Origin of the sequence: Bacillus sp. BML-BC051 (assembly GCF_019656175.1) — a bacterium.
GTDB classification, from domain to species: Bacteria; Bacillota; Bacilli; order Bacillales; family Bacillaceae_G; genus Bacillus_A; species Bacillus_A mobilis.
The window spans coordinates 75,195-92,637 of the sequence record NZ_BPLI01000063.1 but is presented as its reverse complement, the minus strand read 5'-3'; the positions used below and the strand labels follow the sequence as shown (position 1 = coordinate 92,637).

Here is a 17,443-nt window from a genome sequence, read left to right as displayed (position 1 = left end):
AACTACAGGGATAGTACTTTGACAAATATATCATATAACAAATATTAACATCTGTATATTTTTGAAAATTATGTTAATTGAGGACGAAAATAGCTTTTCTTAACTATTATTTCGTTTACTACTAACTTCATTTTACTTAAATAAAATGCTCGATCTGATTTTTTTGCAACTTCTTGTGAATGAGTAACAACAATTACGCATTTTGTTGAGTTTAAATTAAAGTCAACTTCTCCCTGATGTTTCCCCTTATACGTCCCTTTTATTTAAAAATAAGAAACCCCATATTCAATAAAAAATACAGGGTTTTTATCAATCAGTTTATTTTGTTTAAAATTATACTTGGTCGAAAAAAGTTCGTGAATGAAATAGTACTTATCTAATTAAGAAGAATTTAGATTCCAGCCCAAACATCTTTTCCATATCGCCCTTCGTCTTGCACACGTTCCAACCAATTCCTTGCTTCTTGTTCACTGACTTCATGAATTTCTTGATATGCTTGACAAAGGGTGTCTTCTACGTCAGGAGCCATTTTACTTCCATCCCCGCATATATAAAGATGAGCCCCATTATCTAATAACGAAATTAAATTGATTCTATCTTGTTTTATTAAATGCTGTACATATGTTTTAGGATATCCTTCTAGGCGAGAAAAAGCTGTGTGTAAAGAGATTAATCCATCTCTTTCATCATTTTCTAGTTCTGTACGATAGAGATAATCCTTTTCAGGATGACGACAACCAAAATATAGATGTGCTTGTCCTAAGTTCATACCTTTTTGCTTTTGAACACGACGCGCTTGCAAGAATCCACGGAATGGTGCAATTCCAGTACCTGGTCCAACCATGATAATTGGTGTTTCTGGATTTTCAGGTAATTGAAAGTTTGATTGTGGCGTTCGAATGAAACAAATAATCTCATCTTTATTATGGCGCTGAGCTAAATAATTAGAAGCGACTCCTTCATATGTCCCTACCCCACTCCATGCAGGTGCATTAACAACACCAACCGTAATGCTCAGACGATCCTGTGCAACGAGTGGAGAGCTTGAAATAGAATAGTAACGCGGTTTGAGCGCAGGAAGAAGTTCTAAAAAGCGTTCAAATCGGATTTCACAAGCCTCATACTTTTCAAGAAGATCTAACATTGACATACGTTTCTTTAATATTTGTTCATGATAAACTCCCTCTTCCAATAATGATTCCAATTCCTTTTTATGAGGAGGGCATGCTGTGAATGTCACCATTTCTCGTATTTGTGCTCGAGTGGCTGCTTCTTGTACTTCTACACTATAACTAAGAAGGTCAAATAAACTAACAGGACTGTCTAAAGGTATGTGATTTACACTGCGCCCACTTGCGCTCAATATGACTTGATCCTTTCCGTTTAAACCAAAGCGTTTTAAGATTCGGTTGACATTTTTCTCACTATTAATTGGCAGCACCCCAAGGTGGTCTCCTTCTTTATACGTAGCGCCTTCTGGCAAGGATATCTCAATATGTCGCGTGCTTCTTTCGCTGCTAGATGATTGAAGCTCACGATTTTCTAGTATAGATGCATAAACCGCTTCATATGTTCGCGCAAGAGGAGATCCTCCAATACGACTAACAAATTGTAAACTTAATGTACTGCGTTCTTTCTCTATGTTTTTGTTAAGTTCCAACCCAAATGCCTTCATCGCATCAGACCACATACTTTGTTTCCATTGCTCGAGCTGTTCCTCAAAGTCACCACTTGCATCCGCTTCCCCGCGTTTAGAAAATCTTGTTGCTCCTTTTTGAGCCATTTGCTCATCAATGTATCTTGGAATTCGCTGATAAGTACTAGCCCAATTATGATCTCCACAACCAAACACTGCATATTGAACACCTTTTAGCTCATCCGCTTTTAATTCCTCCAACCATTGCACAAACTGCCCTGCATTACTTGGTGGTTTTCCATTATAAGAAGAAGTTACAATAAGAACCGCCCCTTCTTTTGGCAGGCTTCCAATTCGATCGTTAAGAGCTACCACTTCCGTTTGAACACCTTCTAAACTAGCTGTATCTGCTAGTTCTCTTGCAATACCTTCTGCTACCCCTGTATCCGATCCATATAGAACAAGAAGCGAAAGATTATCGGCTCCAATAATAGAAGGAGTCTTCTGAACTTGCTGCTTGGTTTCATGGTTTTTCAGTTTCTCCTCTATAGGCGCAAGAACAGTAGTATGGCTAATAGTTTGATTTCGGGGTAGAATCCTAATTTTAAAATCACCAGGCTTTAGCGTTAATGTTTGTTTTACGTCCAGCTGATAGTCTTGATAATCAATGAATTCAAAATGTTGAAGAAGCATTCCCATTACAAGTGTAGCTTCATGAAGTGCAAACTGCATACCGATACATGCCCGTTGACCATTTCCAAATGGCTTATAAGCATGATGAGGAACCTTATCCGGATCTTCAAATCGTTCAGGTTGGAATTCTTCCACGTTGTCTCCCCACGCGTCTTTATCCCTATGTAACTGTGGAATAAGAACAGAAATACGATCTTCTCCTTTCTTAATTGGATATTTCCCACCAATCACTGTATCTTCTTTTGCATAGAGACTGAATGCTGGGGCAGTAGGCCATAGACGTAGCGATTCATTTAAAATCATCCGTATATACTTAAGTTTCATAACTTGTTGGTATGTTGGAGTAGGATCTGTCAAAACCCGATCTACTTCTTCATAGGCTTTTTTCAATTTATCCGGATTCTTTAATAAAAAATAGATTGCAAAAGATAATAATCCGCTTGTTGTTTCATGCCCAGCTATTAAAAAAGTGATAATTTGGAAACGAATATTTTCATCATCTAATTTTTCACCAGTTTCCGGATCCTGCACATTTAACATACGAGAAAGTAAATCATTTTCTTCCTGATTTCCACTACTTTTACGTTCAGCAATAATATTATCCACTAAGGAAAACATAGATTGAATATCATGCTGAAATTGACGTTTCGTTCTCCACATGAGTTTGTCTTCTATATCCAGCCGCTGTAATTGGTGCATAGCCTCATCTAGAGCACGGCTCATGCTAGTAATAAAAGGATGAGGGGTCTCACGATAAAAGCTATTAAATCGATAATTAAAACCACATAGACCAATTGTATCCAATGTAAGGCGAGTCATATCCTCCGGTACATCTACGCTTTCATTCGGATTAAGCCGTGCCCATTTTTGAACGAGTTGTACGGCAAGATCGACCATCATAGCATGATAATCTTTCATTGCTCGTTGGCTGAATGTAGGCATCAAAATATTATGAGCTTTTTTCCAGTTAGGCTCATGAGTCTCGCTTGTAAATAATCCGTCTCCAGCAAAGGCGCGAACTTTCGCTAAAGCACCCTCTATACTTTTGTCAAATCTTGTTTCGTCACAGACTTCTGCTACCAGTTCATGTCCAGAAACAACAATGATGGTATCACTTAAAGTTTGAATTTGAAAAATGGGACCATACTCTTCCGCTATCTTGATAAAAGATAAGGTCGGTTTATCTTTATCAATTAATGGGAGATTCCCCAGCAATCCATATGTTTTCGGTTGAGGAATGGCAGATACTTTTTTATCCATTAAAAACACCCTTTCAAAAAAGCATGAAATAAAGTGAAACTTTAATCAGTGGGGGTTTTCTTCCCCCCACAGCTGATCAGCCCTCCCAATCAATAATAGGAAGATAGCAATGAATCGCCTGGGATAAAGATATGTAATTGATTACCTTATTTTATCTTTTCCCTAACTATTCACGATTATGATTTTGCTTATAAGGTTTGTAATCTAAGTTGTTTGTTACTATTACATTTATAACTTGCAGAGAAAATACTAAATTAAAATGAAGCGTATTATTATGATGCTAATCAGAAATTGAGAGCTAAAGATTGTAGTATTGGGAAAACCAGTAGTTCCTAATGTCAATTCAAACAAATACGATAAGCAAGTATACTGTGTTACTAATGAAAAAGGATCTGATATGAATATCAGATCCTTTTTACTATATATAATTATTTCACTGGTTCTTTTCCAGATTTAAATACCAGCGCCTTAGCAGCAAAAATTTGCATTTCTTCATAGTCTAACTAAACAGTAAAAACTTATAGGAATCATGATCTAAAGTTTTATTTTACTCTACCGATTTAACCTCTCGACAGCTTCCGCGCTTGTATCTACACGTTTAACGAAAAAAACTAATAGTAGTGCAACAATATTCATGCCAAGCGCTACATAAAATGAATATTGAATTCCGGATAATAAAGCCTTCTGGGCTAACATTGCCTTCGTAGCTTCTGTGAAGGTTGTTGGATCTACATCAGCCATTAGACTTTCAGCTTTTGTTTTTGTTACAGAATTCATAATCGTAACAAGAATAGCAGTACCAATTGACCCAGATACTTGTTGAGCTGTATTATTAACAGCTGTACCGTGCGGATTTAAGCGAGTTGGCAATTGATTAAGACCATTTGTCATAAGCGGCATCATCACCATCGCCATCCCAAACATCCGCAGTGTGTAAATAAGAATAATATGTGTGTGACTAGAATCGAGTTGCAGGTTTGCCAGCATATAAGTTGAAACGGCTGTAATGGAAAGTCCTACTATACCAAGAATCCGAGGGCCATATTTATCAAATAGTTTACCTGTAATTGGTGACATAATCCCCATTATTACCGCACCTGGAAGCATCATCAGCCCAGAGCTCAGCGGTGAAATGCCGCGGACGTTTTGTACATAAGCTGGTGTTAAAATCATACCCGAAAACATGGCCACTGCATTGACAATTGCAATTACAGACGCAAGTGCAAACATTGGGTATTTGTAAACACGTAAATCCAATAGCGGTTCATTCATTTTTAATTGACGTATAATGAAAGCAATTAAGGCAATAGCGCCTATGATTAAGGTTGTTAAGACCACTTTATTCGTCCAACCATCGGAACTTGCAGAACTGAATCCATACAACAGACCGCCAAAACCGACAGAAGATAATAATAATGAGAGATAATCAAGTTTTGCATTTTTATTTTGCCTCATGACATTTTCCGATTTCCAAATCCCTAACAGTAAGCTAATGATTGCTAACGGTAATATCATTTCAAAAAGCAAACGCCAGTCATAATACTCTACAATATAACCTGATAGTGTCGGTCCAATTGCTGGGGCTGTAATCATAACTAACCCAAAAATCCCCATTGCTGTTCCCCTTTTTTCTCTTGGAAAGCTTACTAGCATAATATTCATTAACAAAGGCCCCATGACTGAAGAACCTGCTGCTTGAACCATTCGGCCAGTCAGTAACAAACCAAAGTTCGGTGCTAAAGCCGCTAAGCCCGTACCAAGAATAAAAATCAACATAGATGTAATAAATAAGCTCCTATTGGAGAAGCGGGTTATTAAAAATGCTGAGGCCGGAATTAATACACCACTTACAAGCATATACCCTGTAGAAAGCCACTGAATCGTTGAATAATCTTTTATGTCTAAATCCTTCATTATCGATGGCAAGGCTACATTTAAAAGCGAGTTATTTAAAAATGAAACAAATGCTCCAATAAAAAGGATTACAAGCATTAAATATGGTGGCTTTCTTTTATGTAATGTTTCACTCATATATTCATTTGCCCCTTCATTATAAATTCCATTAATTAGTTCAAATCGTTTGCATATCTGCACAACAATACATTATCCTTTCAGTATTTTGCCAAACTCTTCGAATGGATATTCTCTTTTTAGTAATTCTACTTGCTCGACATAAAATGTTAAAATTTTTTTACTGATTAAACCTTTATAAACACGTTTGTTAACCGAAATTAAATTAGGCTGAATTAAACAAAAGGAGCAATTAAAAATACTCTTCTAAAATAAAGTGAAACTTTAATCAGTGGTGCTTTTACAGGCAGCCGCTTTCACTGAATTTTGAGGTGGTGATGTCTTATGGCCCACAAATTGCGGGATACATTAACAAGTCAATACACCTATTCCTTTAAATACAGGCTTGTAAATCCAGTTATGTAACCATCCATAAAAAGGAATATTACATAGGCTAAGTCTAACATTACATTTTTAAAGTGAGGGGAATAAACTTATGCACCAATATTGGTATTTGAATTCAGAGGGAAATGGAGAGCAATATAATAACCAAATTGCAATGTCATCATTATATTTACAGCCCCAAATAGCTAAAGCTGAGGGAATGAATGATTTGAAGATTCCTGAGAATTGGAGTTGTCGAGTCTATCCATTTGGTTGGGATTCACCAGCCAACTATACGGGTTTCAATCCCGATCCCCCTCCCTTCTCTTTAGGTCAGCCAATCCATTATGCAGGGATGATGCCCCAAGGACATCCTGCTAATTGGACTCCATTACCAGGCCATGCAGGTAATTCCCACAAACCTCCCTTACCCTGGGCTCAACCATTCAATCATACAGGGATGTTCGCACAAGGTCATCTCGCCGCTTTACTATCGCCACCAGCTAAAGCTTTTAATTTTAATACCAATAATAACTGGGGTATTTTTGGAAACCCTCCAGGATGGGGAGGACAGGTAAGTCCTATGGGATGGGGGAATAACGGTCAGCCAGGAATGCTTGGAAACTTACTGACAGTAGGAAAAGGCACCATGAATGGAATTGGAATGCTTAGTAGTCTAATCGGTATGGGAAAGTTCTTCTTTTAGTTAATTAGAACAGGCGAATAAGTCCATAACCCAGAACAAAAAAACATTTCCTTTAATCTTCTCAAACATACTCCCTCCAAGTTCGCTTCCTCTCCTTTCAAATCATAAAAAACATCTATTACCTTGTATGTGATAACTTGATAGAGATGTGGTGACATGAACAAAACGCAAATTTCGTACGCTAAGCAAAACGCTACAAAAAAACGGTTCCTTTACGAAAGAACCGGTTTTTTGTAGCGTTTATTTATTTAAAAAGTAGTCAAATCTTTTTTCACTAATTAACACTTTGAACACGGCCAATTTGTCCATCTTGTAATCGAACTTTAATGCCGTATGTATGTGTTTCACTATGTGTTAAAATGTCTTTCACAACACCACTTACAGTTTTACTATAGTCATTATCCAATTGAATAACTACATGTGAACCAACTGAAATTTGTGATCTTGTTGGTTTCCCACCTGTTGCTTGTGTTGTTTTTTCTTGTTTTTGTGTTCTCTCTTGGTGTATAGACTGTTGTTGCTGAGTCTTCTGCTCTTCTTGCTTACGCTTCTCTTCTTCTACTCTTTGTTGCTCTTCTTGCTTGCTGCTCTTCTTGTTTACGTTTTTCTTCCTCCGCTACTTTTTTATCTTCATCTATTTTTTGCTCATCTGATGCTGTTTTTAATTTTTCTTCATCACCTTTACAAGCACTTAAAGATATTACACACAAACTCAAAAGTACAAAAAATAACAATTTCTTTAACATTAAAAAATCCTCCTATATATACATTACAAATCAATAACTTTCATAGCATAACAAAAATATAAGCTTTTCTTTGTCAAAATTTGTCGTATATTTTTATTTTCTACTAAAAGGCTGACACTACAATAAAAGCGGAGATTATTATATCGATTCGTGCACAGGAATTACGTTCGTTTGCTAGTCAATTAAACTTAATTAATGAAATACCAGGAAAAATCTTCATCTTATGTATAAAAGGATCTTTCGATTGAAGATCCTTTTATATTGCTTATTTAACTAAATAAATTGGTTAATTGCATAAAGCTCTTCTAACTTTCCTTGCGAAACTTAGCGGATCATCAACGTCTTCAATATTAACGTAAATCAAATTTGGATCATCACATAACCACTCATTGTGTATAGACGAAACGATTATTCCTTGTTTAATAATTGTAGCAACAAATCCATTGACTTCTTTTTGTAAGAGCGCTATCCGGCCTAGACATAATGCTCGTCCAGTTTTATTATCTCGTGATTCGAATGAGAAGGAAGTTGTTACTCTAAAACGTTTTCCTAAGATAGTTGCTTGTATTTCCTCCCGATTTATTGTTGCCACGCATTTTCCACCGGCGAATCCTTCTTGGCCACCGATAATTCTTGCAAACTGTTGACAAATTAATTCATCATTACACGCCATACCTTGAATCATCCCCCTTTTACTATTAGGTTATGAATGAATACTTAGGTCTGAAACGGTAATGAATCTATTCTATTACAAAAAAGATTATCGGAATCTAACGAAGTCTATTATATGGTAAGGCATTTTTAGAGAGCATAAAAAAACACCCTAAGGTGCCATCCTCCGATTTGAGAATCATATCTATGTATGGATAAATCTGAGAAATAGAAGTTTCTAACTATAATTTATAGAGCTCTTATACCATGAATTACTTACATACATATTTCCTTATTTACCCGAAGAAGAATTCCGTTATATTACTTTTTGACCAGTCTCGTTAAAGCCATCCCAATAAATCCAGCCCCCATCCCAATTAGCCATCCAGCATGAGTATCGCCTAATATAGATCCCACTCCTCCGCCAAGAAACATGCAGCCAACGAATACTAATCCTCCAATTCCCCAATTCGGCCGTTCCATAGTCAATCACATCCCTTCAATAAAACATATGCGATTAACTAGCCTAACTTTCTTGCATAGGATAGTTAATTATTTTGCTTATGTATTATTGAAGAGCGTTCATAAGATGCAGAGATTGAGCCATTTGAATAAATTACAGAAGGAGAATTTCATTTTTTCATATTATAATAACTTAAGAGTTGTGGAACAAATTCTTCTTTAATTAACCAGTTAATAGCAGTATGGATATTTGTCACTATTAAGGACTCATCCCATCGTTATCAAGCTAAGAAATGCACCTCCCCCCAAAATGAAAATTATATGCATCATTGACTACTGTTAATAGGACGTTATGTCATACAATGGAGTTACTATTAGAAAACTGTGAGGATGGTTACGTTGATAAAATTTATAATTAGTTATGCTGCAAGTCTGTTTGCTTTTATTTTTGGCTGGTTCTTGATTTCATATATTTCTCATCCTAGCTTTATTCACCCGAACGTTGTATTAGGATTCATTAAAACGATCGTCACTTATGGTAGTATACCGGCTCTTGTAGCTTGTCTAATTGGGGAAGTGTTATACAGGAAAATCAAGCGATGTAGAGAATTTCAATTTGGAATCCCTGTATTTATAGGACAAGCAGTTATCTATACACTTATACCATTTCTTTTTCTTTTTCCTTTTAATTTTTCCCATTTCTTTGATTTCGTTGCACCTGTTATTATGGGGTCCTTATCTTTTTATTTAGTACGTAGAAAAATATAATTAACTTCAAGAGTGTGACAGAAAGAAGCCGGAGTGAGTAAAACCACACTGTATAACCATACAGAGCTCAAAGAACGCATCAATTCTTGCGAAATCAACAAGAAAAAGTATTTGTGTCCCCCTAGATTAAATGGAACGAGAACAATCAAAATGCCGTCATTGCTTCTCTTAAAAGAAGAATTGAAAAGATAGAGAAAAAAGAATAAAGGACTTGAAGAAAAAATAAGTAATTGCGTGAAAAAGAAAATGTAAAGCTTACTGATTACTTCATGAAGTAATCAAATTAGGACCGTACATATTAGACATGTCTAATATGTACGGTCCTTTTGTTTACTAGTCGTTCATTTATCTAACCTAAAGATAAATATGTGGCCCTTTTACCATTTGAATTTCTTTGTAAGTTTCTTATATTTTCTATACGAACGTCTAACAATATTTAACATAAAATACGGTATTTTAATAGGGAAAGGAAATTTATAAATGAAAGGAAAATAAAAGGTGAAATATGCCTTTTCTAGGTCTCTCCACTTACTATCTTCTTTTGTTTTTAAGAAGTCAGATACATCGACTACATATCCCCTTCCGTTTTCCATCATCACATTTTTCCCGTGAACATCACAAGGTGTTAATCCTTGTTCCCTCGCGTACTCTAAAGCTTCATTGATATCAAAGATCACCTGCTTAGGAATTTTAATCCCCTTATGAAGGGCATCGTATAAAGTAATTTCTTTTAAACGTTTCAATACTATGAAATTTTCTCCTTTATATATAAGCTTCGAATAAGAAGGATGATTTCCGATTCTTTGGTATACTTCTGACTCTTTTTCAATTCCTTCTCCTTCTCGTGCGTAAACTTTCACTACCCAATCTTTGTATTCTTTATGCATAAATACTGCGGCATAATTCCCTATCCCTAAACACTTCCAAAGTCTAGGAATATCATTAACTACTACAGGCTCGAATTCATCCTCACTTCTTATGCTTACCTCTTTTAATAATTCGTCCTTTATCAATCCCACAAAACTGTTTATACTCATCATTTCCACTCCGGTTTTGTTAAAAGGGGTACCACCCACAATTTAACGAAAATATACACTAAGTGAATTTTAGCATAAAACGAGTCATCTTTTTTCTTAAAATACAAAGATGACTCGTTTTATTTAAACTGTTGAATACTTAATATTTATTCCATTATTCATAACTAAAAACCTTACAACATAAAAATATTTCCAACTATTTACGTATTTTCATTTTTTCAGAGGCCTCCCCTCATGCCTCCTTACAGGGAGAATGATAAGGCTTTTTTTATTTACCCAATTACCGAGCTCTCAAATATTTTAAATAGTTACAATACATGTATTGCTCCAATAACATATGATCATTCTTAAGAATGCCATTGAAATGTACCAATAGATGTTAGTGCAGTAAAATAAATTGTGTTATGATGTGAGCAAATATAAAGCTATCTAACGGAGGGATTCATATGCCACATGTTGTATTTCGTGGAATCACTACTGAACAATTAAAACGCATAAGCAAGCCATTAGTAGAAGAGCTCGCAGAGATTTGTGAGTGTGATACGGATAATTTTACGTTGGAACTACCAAGTTCTACGTTTGTATTCAATGGAGAAGAAATAGAAGCGTTTCCTCTTATTGAAGTGAAATGGTTCGAGCGTGGACAGGAAATTCGTGATCGGTTTGCCAAGGCCATTACTACATATGTAATGGATTTTGGACTTCCAGAAGTAGAGGTTGTATTTACGGTTTTCACAGAATCAGCGTATTATATTAACGGGAAGCATTGTGCAAGTTAGAGCTATTTGAAAAATTTTTGTACGGTTTATAAGGGGTAGAGCCACATTACTATCAAGCTAAGAAAAGCGAATATCCAAACACCAAAAATGAACTCTATTCTCATAAACAACTAACTGTAAAGAGATAAAATTTTTGTTTGGGGACATCAAAATATTAGCTTGATCGTGTTGTAGCGGCCCCCCTTTTAAAATAGTAGAGTATAAACATGAAAAAACTCCTAACAAATTTTGTTAGGAGTTTTTTCAAATATGCAATATTTTTTTAATCCTCATTATCGATTTCTATTGTACCTGTTCTAGCACTAACTTTTAAACTATTTAACAGATTATCAGGTGTTTTGATTTCCACTTCATATTCAAATGTAGATTGTGCTAAGTTGTCATCTTCTAATTCGAATTCTTTTTTCACATTCATAATTTCTCCATTTGTATGTGCTAAAGAAATTTCACGAACTTGTTTCTCTGTGTAGTTTTCATTCTTTTTTGCATAATTGTAACCCATACCATAATATCCACCAACAATAGCAATACCACTTACTAAAATAGCAATTACACTTATAATTATTTTCTTTTTATGTTTTAACATTTTCATCCACTCCTTCATGATTAATCATCTATTCCAAATCTTGCTTCAAGTGCATTTTCTGCTTGCCCTAATTGATCTTCCAGTATATCGTGTTCTCTTTCTTGTGCTTTATATTGTTCAATCGTTATCGTTCCAGCGCGATAATCCGCTTCAAGCTGATTATCAGATAGATCTACCTTGTCATCTAATTGATCAATTTCTTTTTTTGCTGTTAAGTACGTATTTAAGTTTTCTTCTTTTGATCCAACTGGTTTCGTATTATTTGCCTTTTCAACGATAGATGTGACTTCGTTTTTGAAATCTTGTATTTGCTTCATATCATTCGCAGCAGCTTGTGTTTTTTGTGGTTCTTGTTGTAGTTGAGAACTTTCTTTTTGCAATGTATCATTTTCCACTTTCAGTTGTTGTACTTCTGTATTGTTATCAGCTTGAGTAGAACAAGCTGTTAAGAATAAACAAGACATCGCTCCAATCAACATCCACTGTCTCATTCTGTTTTCCTCCCTTTACATGTGCACCTTATCCTTGCCTTTATATTACTCAACAAACATTAAAGGAAGATTAATGTACAAAAAAATAAAATGATATAATTAAATCGTTTCTAATCTTTCTTTAATGTTTTGGAATTATAGTGATACATATTAATAAGAAGAAAAGGAGAATGGTAATGCGAGTTCTTATTGTCGAAGATGAACAAGACTTACAAAATATATTGGTAAAACGATTAAATGCTGAACATTATAGTGTCGATGCATGTGGGAATGGAGAAGATGCCTTAGATTATATAAACATGGCTACCTACGATTTGATTGTGCTTGACATTATGATTCCCGGAATAGATGGCTTACAAGTATTACAAAGATTACGCGCGGATAATCATACAACTCCTGTCTTGCTTCTTACAGCTAAAGATACAATTGATGATCGCGTAACAGGACTCGACTTAGGTGCGGATGATTATTTAGTAAAGCCGTTTGCTTTTGATGAACTATTAGCAAGAATTCGAGTGTTAATGCGAAGAAATACAGGAAACACATCTAATGTGTTTGAAATCGCTGATTTAGTGGTAGATTGCAATATGCATAAAGTAACAAGAGGAGATCAGATTATCACTCTTTCCAGTAAAGAATTTGCTATTTTAGAATATATGATTCGTAATAAAGAAGTTGTGCTCACACGAGATAAAATTGAGCAACATGTGTGGAATTACGACTATGAAGGTGGCTCGAATATTATTGACGTTTACGTCCGCTATCTTCGTAAAAAAATTGATAGCCAGTTTGAAACGAAGTTAATTCATACAGTACGAGGAACTGGTTACGTATTGCGAGTAGAATCATGAAAAGACTATCAATCAAAATGAGAGTAACCCTGTGGTATACGGGGCTAATTGTAATTATTATGGCACTCGTGTTAGCTTTTATTTTAACTTCTTCAGATAAAGTTTTGCTTTTTAATATGAAAGATCAATTGAAGAGCACAGTAAAAGAAAGCATGGAAGATATCGAATATAAGCATGGACAATTAAAGATGGACGATGATTTTGAACCCTTAGAAGATGGAGTAAATATCAGCATTTATAATAAACAAGGTAAGCTGCTGGCAGGAAATATGCCAACAAGCTTTAATAAAAAAATACCGCTTAAATCCGATGAAATACAAACTATTAAAGACGGTAATAAAGAATGGATTGTATATGATTTTCTCCATAATGCAGGCGGCGATGAGCAAGTCTGGATTCGTGGAATAATGACTATGAACCAATTATCATCAACGATGAATACGCTTATTGTCATAACACTCATCTCATTTCCATTACTTATTCTCATTGCGGCAGTGGGAGGATATTTTATTACGCAAAGAGCGTTTCGGCCTGTGCAACAAATGAGTGATTCAGCCAGTAAAATTGGTGATGGTAAAGACCTTTCGAAGAGAATTCATTTACAAGGTTCACCGAAAGACGAAATGTATCATTTAGCACAAACCTTTGACAAAATGTTCGAGCGATTGGAGACATCGTTCGAAAGTGAAAAACAATTTACATCTGACGCATCTCATGAATTAAGAACACCAACATCTGTTATTATTTCGCAATGCGAATACGCATTATCACAGAGGAATAATCCGAAAGAAATGGAAGAATCGTTAAAAGTAATTTTAAAGCAATCACGTAAAATGTCCGCGCTCATCTCACAACTCTTATTATTAGCAAGAGCTGACCAAGAAAGCCATAATACTTTCCAATTTGAATGTATCAATATGAGTGAATTAACGGAAATCGTTGTAGAAGAGCTTTCATTAATGGTTCAAGAAGCTTCAATTGATATCACAACTCATATAGAGGAAGACTTGTTTATGAAAGCAGATCAAACATTGATGATGCGTTTATTAATGAATTTACTAACGAATGCGATTGCTTATAGCAGAGCGAACGGCACTGTGCATATACAACTGTTCCGTGATGAAAGCAACATAATAGGTAAAGTCTCCGATAATGGCATAGGCATCAGCGAGCAACATATTACAAAAATATGGGACCGATTCTATCGAGTTGACGCAGCACGAACATCTTCAAGCACTGGAAACACAGGTTTAGGATTGTCGATGGTAAAATGGATTGTCGAACTACACGGAGGAGAAATTACGGTTGAAAGTGAATTAGGAGAAGGTAGTACTTTTACCTTTAAACTACCAATTGAAAAACGAGCATAATGTATGAATGTCTGTAGCTCCAGAATAAAGATTCTTTAATCCTTATATAAAAGTAACCGACGCATTTTAAACAACATCGATTTTATCATATTAAGCAACCTGCTCCGTTAAGTTGATATGCATATGGAAAAAACACCGAAATAAAACCCCAGAAATCCAAAGGTCTCTGGGGCTTCATTATATATTTAGCTCTTTTTGCTTTTTGTTTTGTTTATGTTTATACAGCAATTTTCGGCTTATGAGAGAAATCAGTAATAAGATCAGTACTAGTGCGAAAAGTTGCATAAATGATAAATTAAAATATTTAGCACCTGTAACGATTAACAGTGTAGAAATCGTACCTTTTACAATGAAAAAAATAATAATCCATAATCCGCCTTTTTTCCAGTTCATTTTTATATTACCCTTTCCTACGTTTAAATTCTTTAATGAGACACCTTATTAAAAATCTATTATATTAATAAAAAAGTCCTGTCTAATTAAATGCAATGATTCTATAATAAGTGAAAATGATATTCAATGTCAATTTTATTGACTATTTGAATACTTGTTTCTTCATCTCAAACTCTTTCTACTTTGTTTCTTATAAGCAATGAACTCTTGTTTTCAAACAAAAAAACCTCTTGAATTTGCATGCGAATTCAAGAGGTTTTTTTTCATATACCATCAGGTAAGATTTCCCGCTTTATTTATTTCTTAATACGTAGCTATTTTCTAGTACACAATAACTGGATCATACGTGTTCAAACTATCATATACAGTTTTTGCAACGTTAGGCAGAAGGTTTACACACCCACCTGATCCCCCTGTTACATAAGCATTATTTCCCCAGTCTTTTCGCCAGCCTGCATCATGAAATCCTTGACCGCTATTTGTGAATGGAACCCAGTAATCTACTTTCACTGCATAATCAGCTTTCCCTACTGCGCTACCTCTCAGCGTATATGGAGTTCGTTTATATAAAACGTACCATACACCTGGTGATGTATCTTCACCCGTGCTATGTTTACCCGTTACTACATTTGTTGTGACAACTAATTTTCCATCTTTGTAAATCCAAATTTGTTGATCTGCAATGGAAACTTCCGCATATGTATCCCCGATGCCATTATTCGATGTTGTTTTATAACCGATCCCTTCCTTCTCCCAACCATTCCCGTGAATATTAGAAGCAGAAAGCGATTTTTCGCCTTTCTCAAAGGCTTGTTGAACTTGTTTTGTTTCTTTTTCCACATCTAGTGCCCAGCCGTATCCTTGTCCCTTTACTGAAATAACCGAACCAGAATGTGTTTTAAAAGCGAAGTCTTTATGTAATGTAGATTTAGCCTTATTAATTTCAGCAACCTTATTCTTAATTTCGCTCGCATCGATTGTCACTTTCATATCCTTTGACATAGAGGCATTTTGAATTAAATCTTTCGCTTTTAATGAATACACTTCATCCTGCACTTTATAATCAACAGACTGCTGAAGAAGATTCTGTAATGCTTTCTCTTCTTTTTTGATGATTGGATCGTCTTCTTTAATAGGTTGTATGTATGTAGACTTTAAATGAATTTCACTTTTATGCTTCTGCTTGGCGTAATCTTTTAGTAGATTCGTTACGTCATATTGTTTCCCATCAATGCTCTTCGAAATAACAACTTTTCCTTGTTCGAGCTTCGCCATAGCATCTTGAGGCGCTTTTAATTTTTCATTCATAGAAACGAGCTTTTCTTCTAGCAGTTTTTTCATCGTTTCACTACGATACTGATCCGCTTCTTTCGGTAACAATGAATAATCTTTTTCCTTTGAGGAAGGGAAAAATGTCCACTGGCTTTTTAATAATTTCTCAACTTGTGGCAAATCTTTTTCCGTCAGTTCCGTTTTTGTATCTTGTTCATCTAAAATTTGTTGTTGATCAATATAGACTTTATTTGCTAATCCAGATGTTTTTAATTCCTGTATTGCCTGATCGGCGCTCAAACCACCGACTTTTGTATCATTAATCGTAACATTTGAATTGAAGTGAGTTGCCTGGTAATAACTCATTCCCCCAATAAGAATTGCAATTACACCGCCACCCGCTGCGATAAGTTTCCAATTTGTAAAACGTTTTTTTGATCTTACCCGTTTTTTCTCAACTTCTTCAACTGATTCATTTACTGTATTATTGTTCATCAATCTTTTCCCCCGTATGCATTAACGTCAATCGATTTTAAACCAAAACCATTGAATAGTGTACCTTATTTTTCCTAAAATTTCATTGTTTTTACCAGATTTCATCTGATTTAATCGATTAAAGTTAGATTTTTTAATAGTAAGATATATAAAGATGATAGATAAAGTGAAAAAGGATCACAACAATCGAGCTATTACGTGCCCCTCGCATTCGCAGAATTTTGAAGAACGATACTACTTAACTTGATAAAATACTTTTCGGATAGTTCAAATCATAGAAAGGCACCATGGGATGTCTATTATTTATGAAAAATATCCACAAAAAAGGGACTACATGTAGACTCTTTTTTATGAATATTTTAATGTCGCATATTTTATAAATTTAAATGCAAACCATGCTCCCTGCTTTTCACCAGGTTTCGCAACGTTTACTATCGGCCTAACTAATTTATTCTTTAAACTATTATATATGTTTGTACCACGCTTTATTGATACGTTTAATCTTTACAGGTGTTGAATTTTTAGACTCATCCTTTGTTGTAACCCTATTATTAGAACATCCTGCTATAGTGAGACAGCATGTAGCCAATAAAACTAATAATATTAATTTCTTCAAATAGCCACTCCTATATAAGGGAAATATTATATTGAGAAAATTAAACATAACATCGAATCTTTATAAAAACAATATATTTCCTAGTTTTATTATCCATTCGCAGATTCATTCACACCTTAAAGTGTATGAATCCGCGAATAAGCGTAGAACCTCATGCTCATCAAGTCAATGTCCAATTTCCATTTTATCCGATTCTCAATATTTATTCCAATATCAAAAGATAACTATTTTTGTTGA

The 17,443-nt window shown here is 34.9% G+C and carries 14 protein-coding genes and 1 pseudogene; 5 read left to right on the top strand and 10 right to left on the bottom strand.

What is annotated here, in order from left to right; all coding sequences use genetic code 11:
* Positions 1-391 precede the first annotated feature (391 nt).
* Together cypD and K5S59_RS23625 are read right to left on the bottom strand one after the other, a co-directional pair.
* Positions 392-3,589 carry a bifunctional P-450/NADPH--P450 reductase gene (gene cypD / locus K5S59_RS23630; protein ID WP_120450480.1) on the bottom strand — a complete coding sequence of 1,066 codons (3,198 nt, stop codon included), beginning with the start codon at positions 3,587-3,589 and terminating at the stop codon, positions 392-394.
* Between the two features lie 552 nt (positions 3,590-4,141).
* Positions 4,142-5,620, bottom strand: a complete 1,479-nt coding sequence (locus K5S59_RS23625) for a DHA2 family efflux MFS transporter permease subunit (RefSeq protein WP_120450482.1) — start codon at positions 5,618-5,620, stop codon at positions 4,142-4,144.
* Positions 5,621-6,095: 475 nt separating this feature from the next.
* Here K5S59_RS23625 and K5S59_RS23620 point away from each other — a divergent pair, with 475 nt between their 5' ends.
* A complete protein-coding gene (locus K5S59_RS23620; RefSeq protein WP_120450484.1) occupies positions 6,096-6,689 on the top strand; it encodes a hypothetical protein in 594 nt (197 codons plus the stop codon).
* A 274-nt stretch (positions 6,690-6,963) separates the two neighbouring features.
* Here the strand turns inward: K5S59_RS23620 and K5S59_RS23615 are convergent.
* The 3 genes and pseudogenes from K5S59_RS23615 to K5S59_RS23605 all read right to left on the bottom strand — a co-directional run bounded on the left by K5S59_RS23615 (position 6,964) and on the right by K5S59_RS23605 (position 8,569).
* Positions 6,964-7,435: pseudogene (locus K5S59_RS23615) on the bottom strand (YwbE family protein).
* Between the two features lie 286 nt (positions 7,436-7,721).
* The gene (locus K5S59_RS23610) at positions 7,722-8,108 is read right to left on the bottom strand and encodes a DUF1259 domain-containing protein (RefSeq protein ID WP_174718035.1); all 387 of its coding nucleotides are present in this window, start codon (positions 8,106-8,108) and stop codon (positions 7,722-7,724) included.
* Between the two features lie 299 nt (positions 8,109-8,407).
* On the bottom strand, positions 8,408-8,569 hold the full coding sequence (locus K5S59_RS23605) for a hypothetical protein (RefSeq protein ID WP_000441004.1): 162 nt from the start codon (positions 8,567-8,569) through the stop codon (positions 8,408-8,410).
* A gap of 369 nt (positions 8,570-8,938) precedes the next feature.
* On the opposite strand from K5S59_RS23605, the gene K5S59_RS23600 reads away from it, so the two are divergent.
* Positions 8,939-9,316 carry a hypothetical protein gene (locus K5S59_RS23600; protein ID WP_098238178.1) on the top strand — a complete coding sequence of 126 codons (378 nt, stop codon included), beginning with the start codon at positions 8,939-8,941 and terminating at the stop codon, positions 9,314-9,316.
* A gap of 377 nt (positions 9,317-9,693) precedes the next feature.
* On the opposite strand, the gene K5S59_RS23595 is transcribed toward K5S59_RS23600, so the two are convergent.
* Positions 9,694-10,353 carry a protein kinase family protein gene (locus tag K5S59_RS23595; RefSeq protein ID WP_120450488.1) on the bottom strand — a complete coding sequence of 220 codons (660 nt, stop codon included), beginning with the start codon at positions 10,351-10,353 and terminating at the stop codon, positions 9,694-9,696.
* Between the two features lie 446 nt (positions 10,354-10,799).
* Here K5S59_RS23595 and K5S59_RS23590 point away from each other — a divergent pair, with 446 nt between their 5' ends.
* Positions 10,800-11,132 (top strand): DUF1904 family protein, encoded by a 333-nt coding sequence (locus K5S59_RS23590; protein ID WP_120450490.1) that lies wholly within the window; start codon positions 10,800-10,802, stop codon positions 11,130-11,132.
* Positions 11,133-11,394: 262 nt separating this feature from the next.
* Here K5S59_RS23590 and K5S59_RS23585 read toward each other — a convergent pair whose 3' ends face one another.
* Both K5S59_RS23585 and K5S59_RS23580 read right to left on the bottom strand, forming a co-directional pair.
* On the bottom strand, positions 11,395-11,718 hold the full coding sequence (locus tag K5S59_RS23585) for a PepSY domain-containing protein (protein WP_000912133.1): 324 nt from the start codon (positions 11,716-11,718) through the stop codon (positions 11,395-11,397).
* Positions 11,719-11,738: 20 nt separating this feature from the next.
* Entirely contained in the window at positions 11,739-12,209 is a 471-nt protein-coding gene (locus K5S59_RS23580) for a hypothetical protein (protein WP_001250306.1), read from the bottom strand.
* A gap of 176 nt (positions 12,210-12,385) precedes the next feature.
* On the opposite strand from K5S59_RS23580, the gene K5S59_RS23575 reads away from it, so the two are divergent.
* Both K5S59_RS23575 and K5S59_RS23570 read left to right on the top strand, forming a co-directional pair.
* Complete coding sequence (locus tag K5S59_RS23575) at positions 12,386-13,060, top strand: response regulator transcription factor (RefSeq protein WP_001264519.1); 675 nt, start codon at positions 12,386-12,388, stop codon at positions 13,058-13,060.
* Complete coding sequence (locus tag K5S59_RS23570) at positions 13,057-14,430, top strand: sensor histidine kinase (RefSeq protein WP_098258190.1); 1,374 nt, start codon at positions 13,057-13,059, stop codon at positions 14,428-14,430. Before K5S59_RS23575 ends, K5S59_RS23570 begins: the two co-directional genes overlap by 4 nt.
* Positions 14,431-14,607: 177 nt before the next feature.
* Here K5S59_RS23570 and K5S59_RS23565 read toward each other — a convergent pair whose 3' ends face one another.
* The gene (locus K5S59_RS23565; RefSeq protein ID WP_001104093.1) at positions 14,608-14,823 is read right to left on the bottom strand and encodes a hypothetical protein; all 216 of its coding nucleotides are present in this window, start codon (positions 14,821-14,823) and stop codon (positions 14,608-14,610) included.
* A gap of 321 nt (positions 14,824-15,144) precedes the next feature.
* On the bottom strand, positions 15,145-16,590 hold the full coding sequence (locus tag K5S59_RS23560) for a L,D-transpeptidase family protein (protein ID WP_001064088.1): 1,446 nt from the start codon (positions 16,588-16,590) through the stop codon (positions 15,145-15,147).
* Between the last annotated feature and the right edge of the window lie 853 nt (positions 16,591-17,443).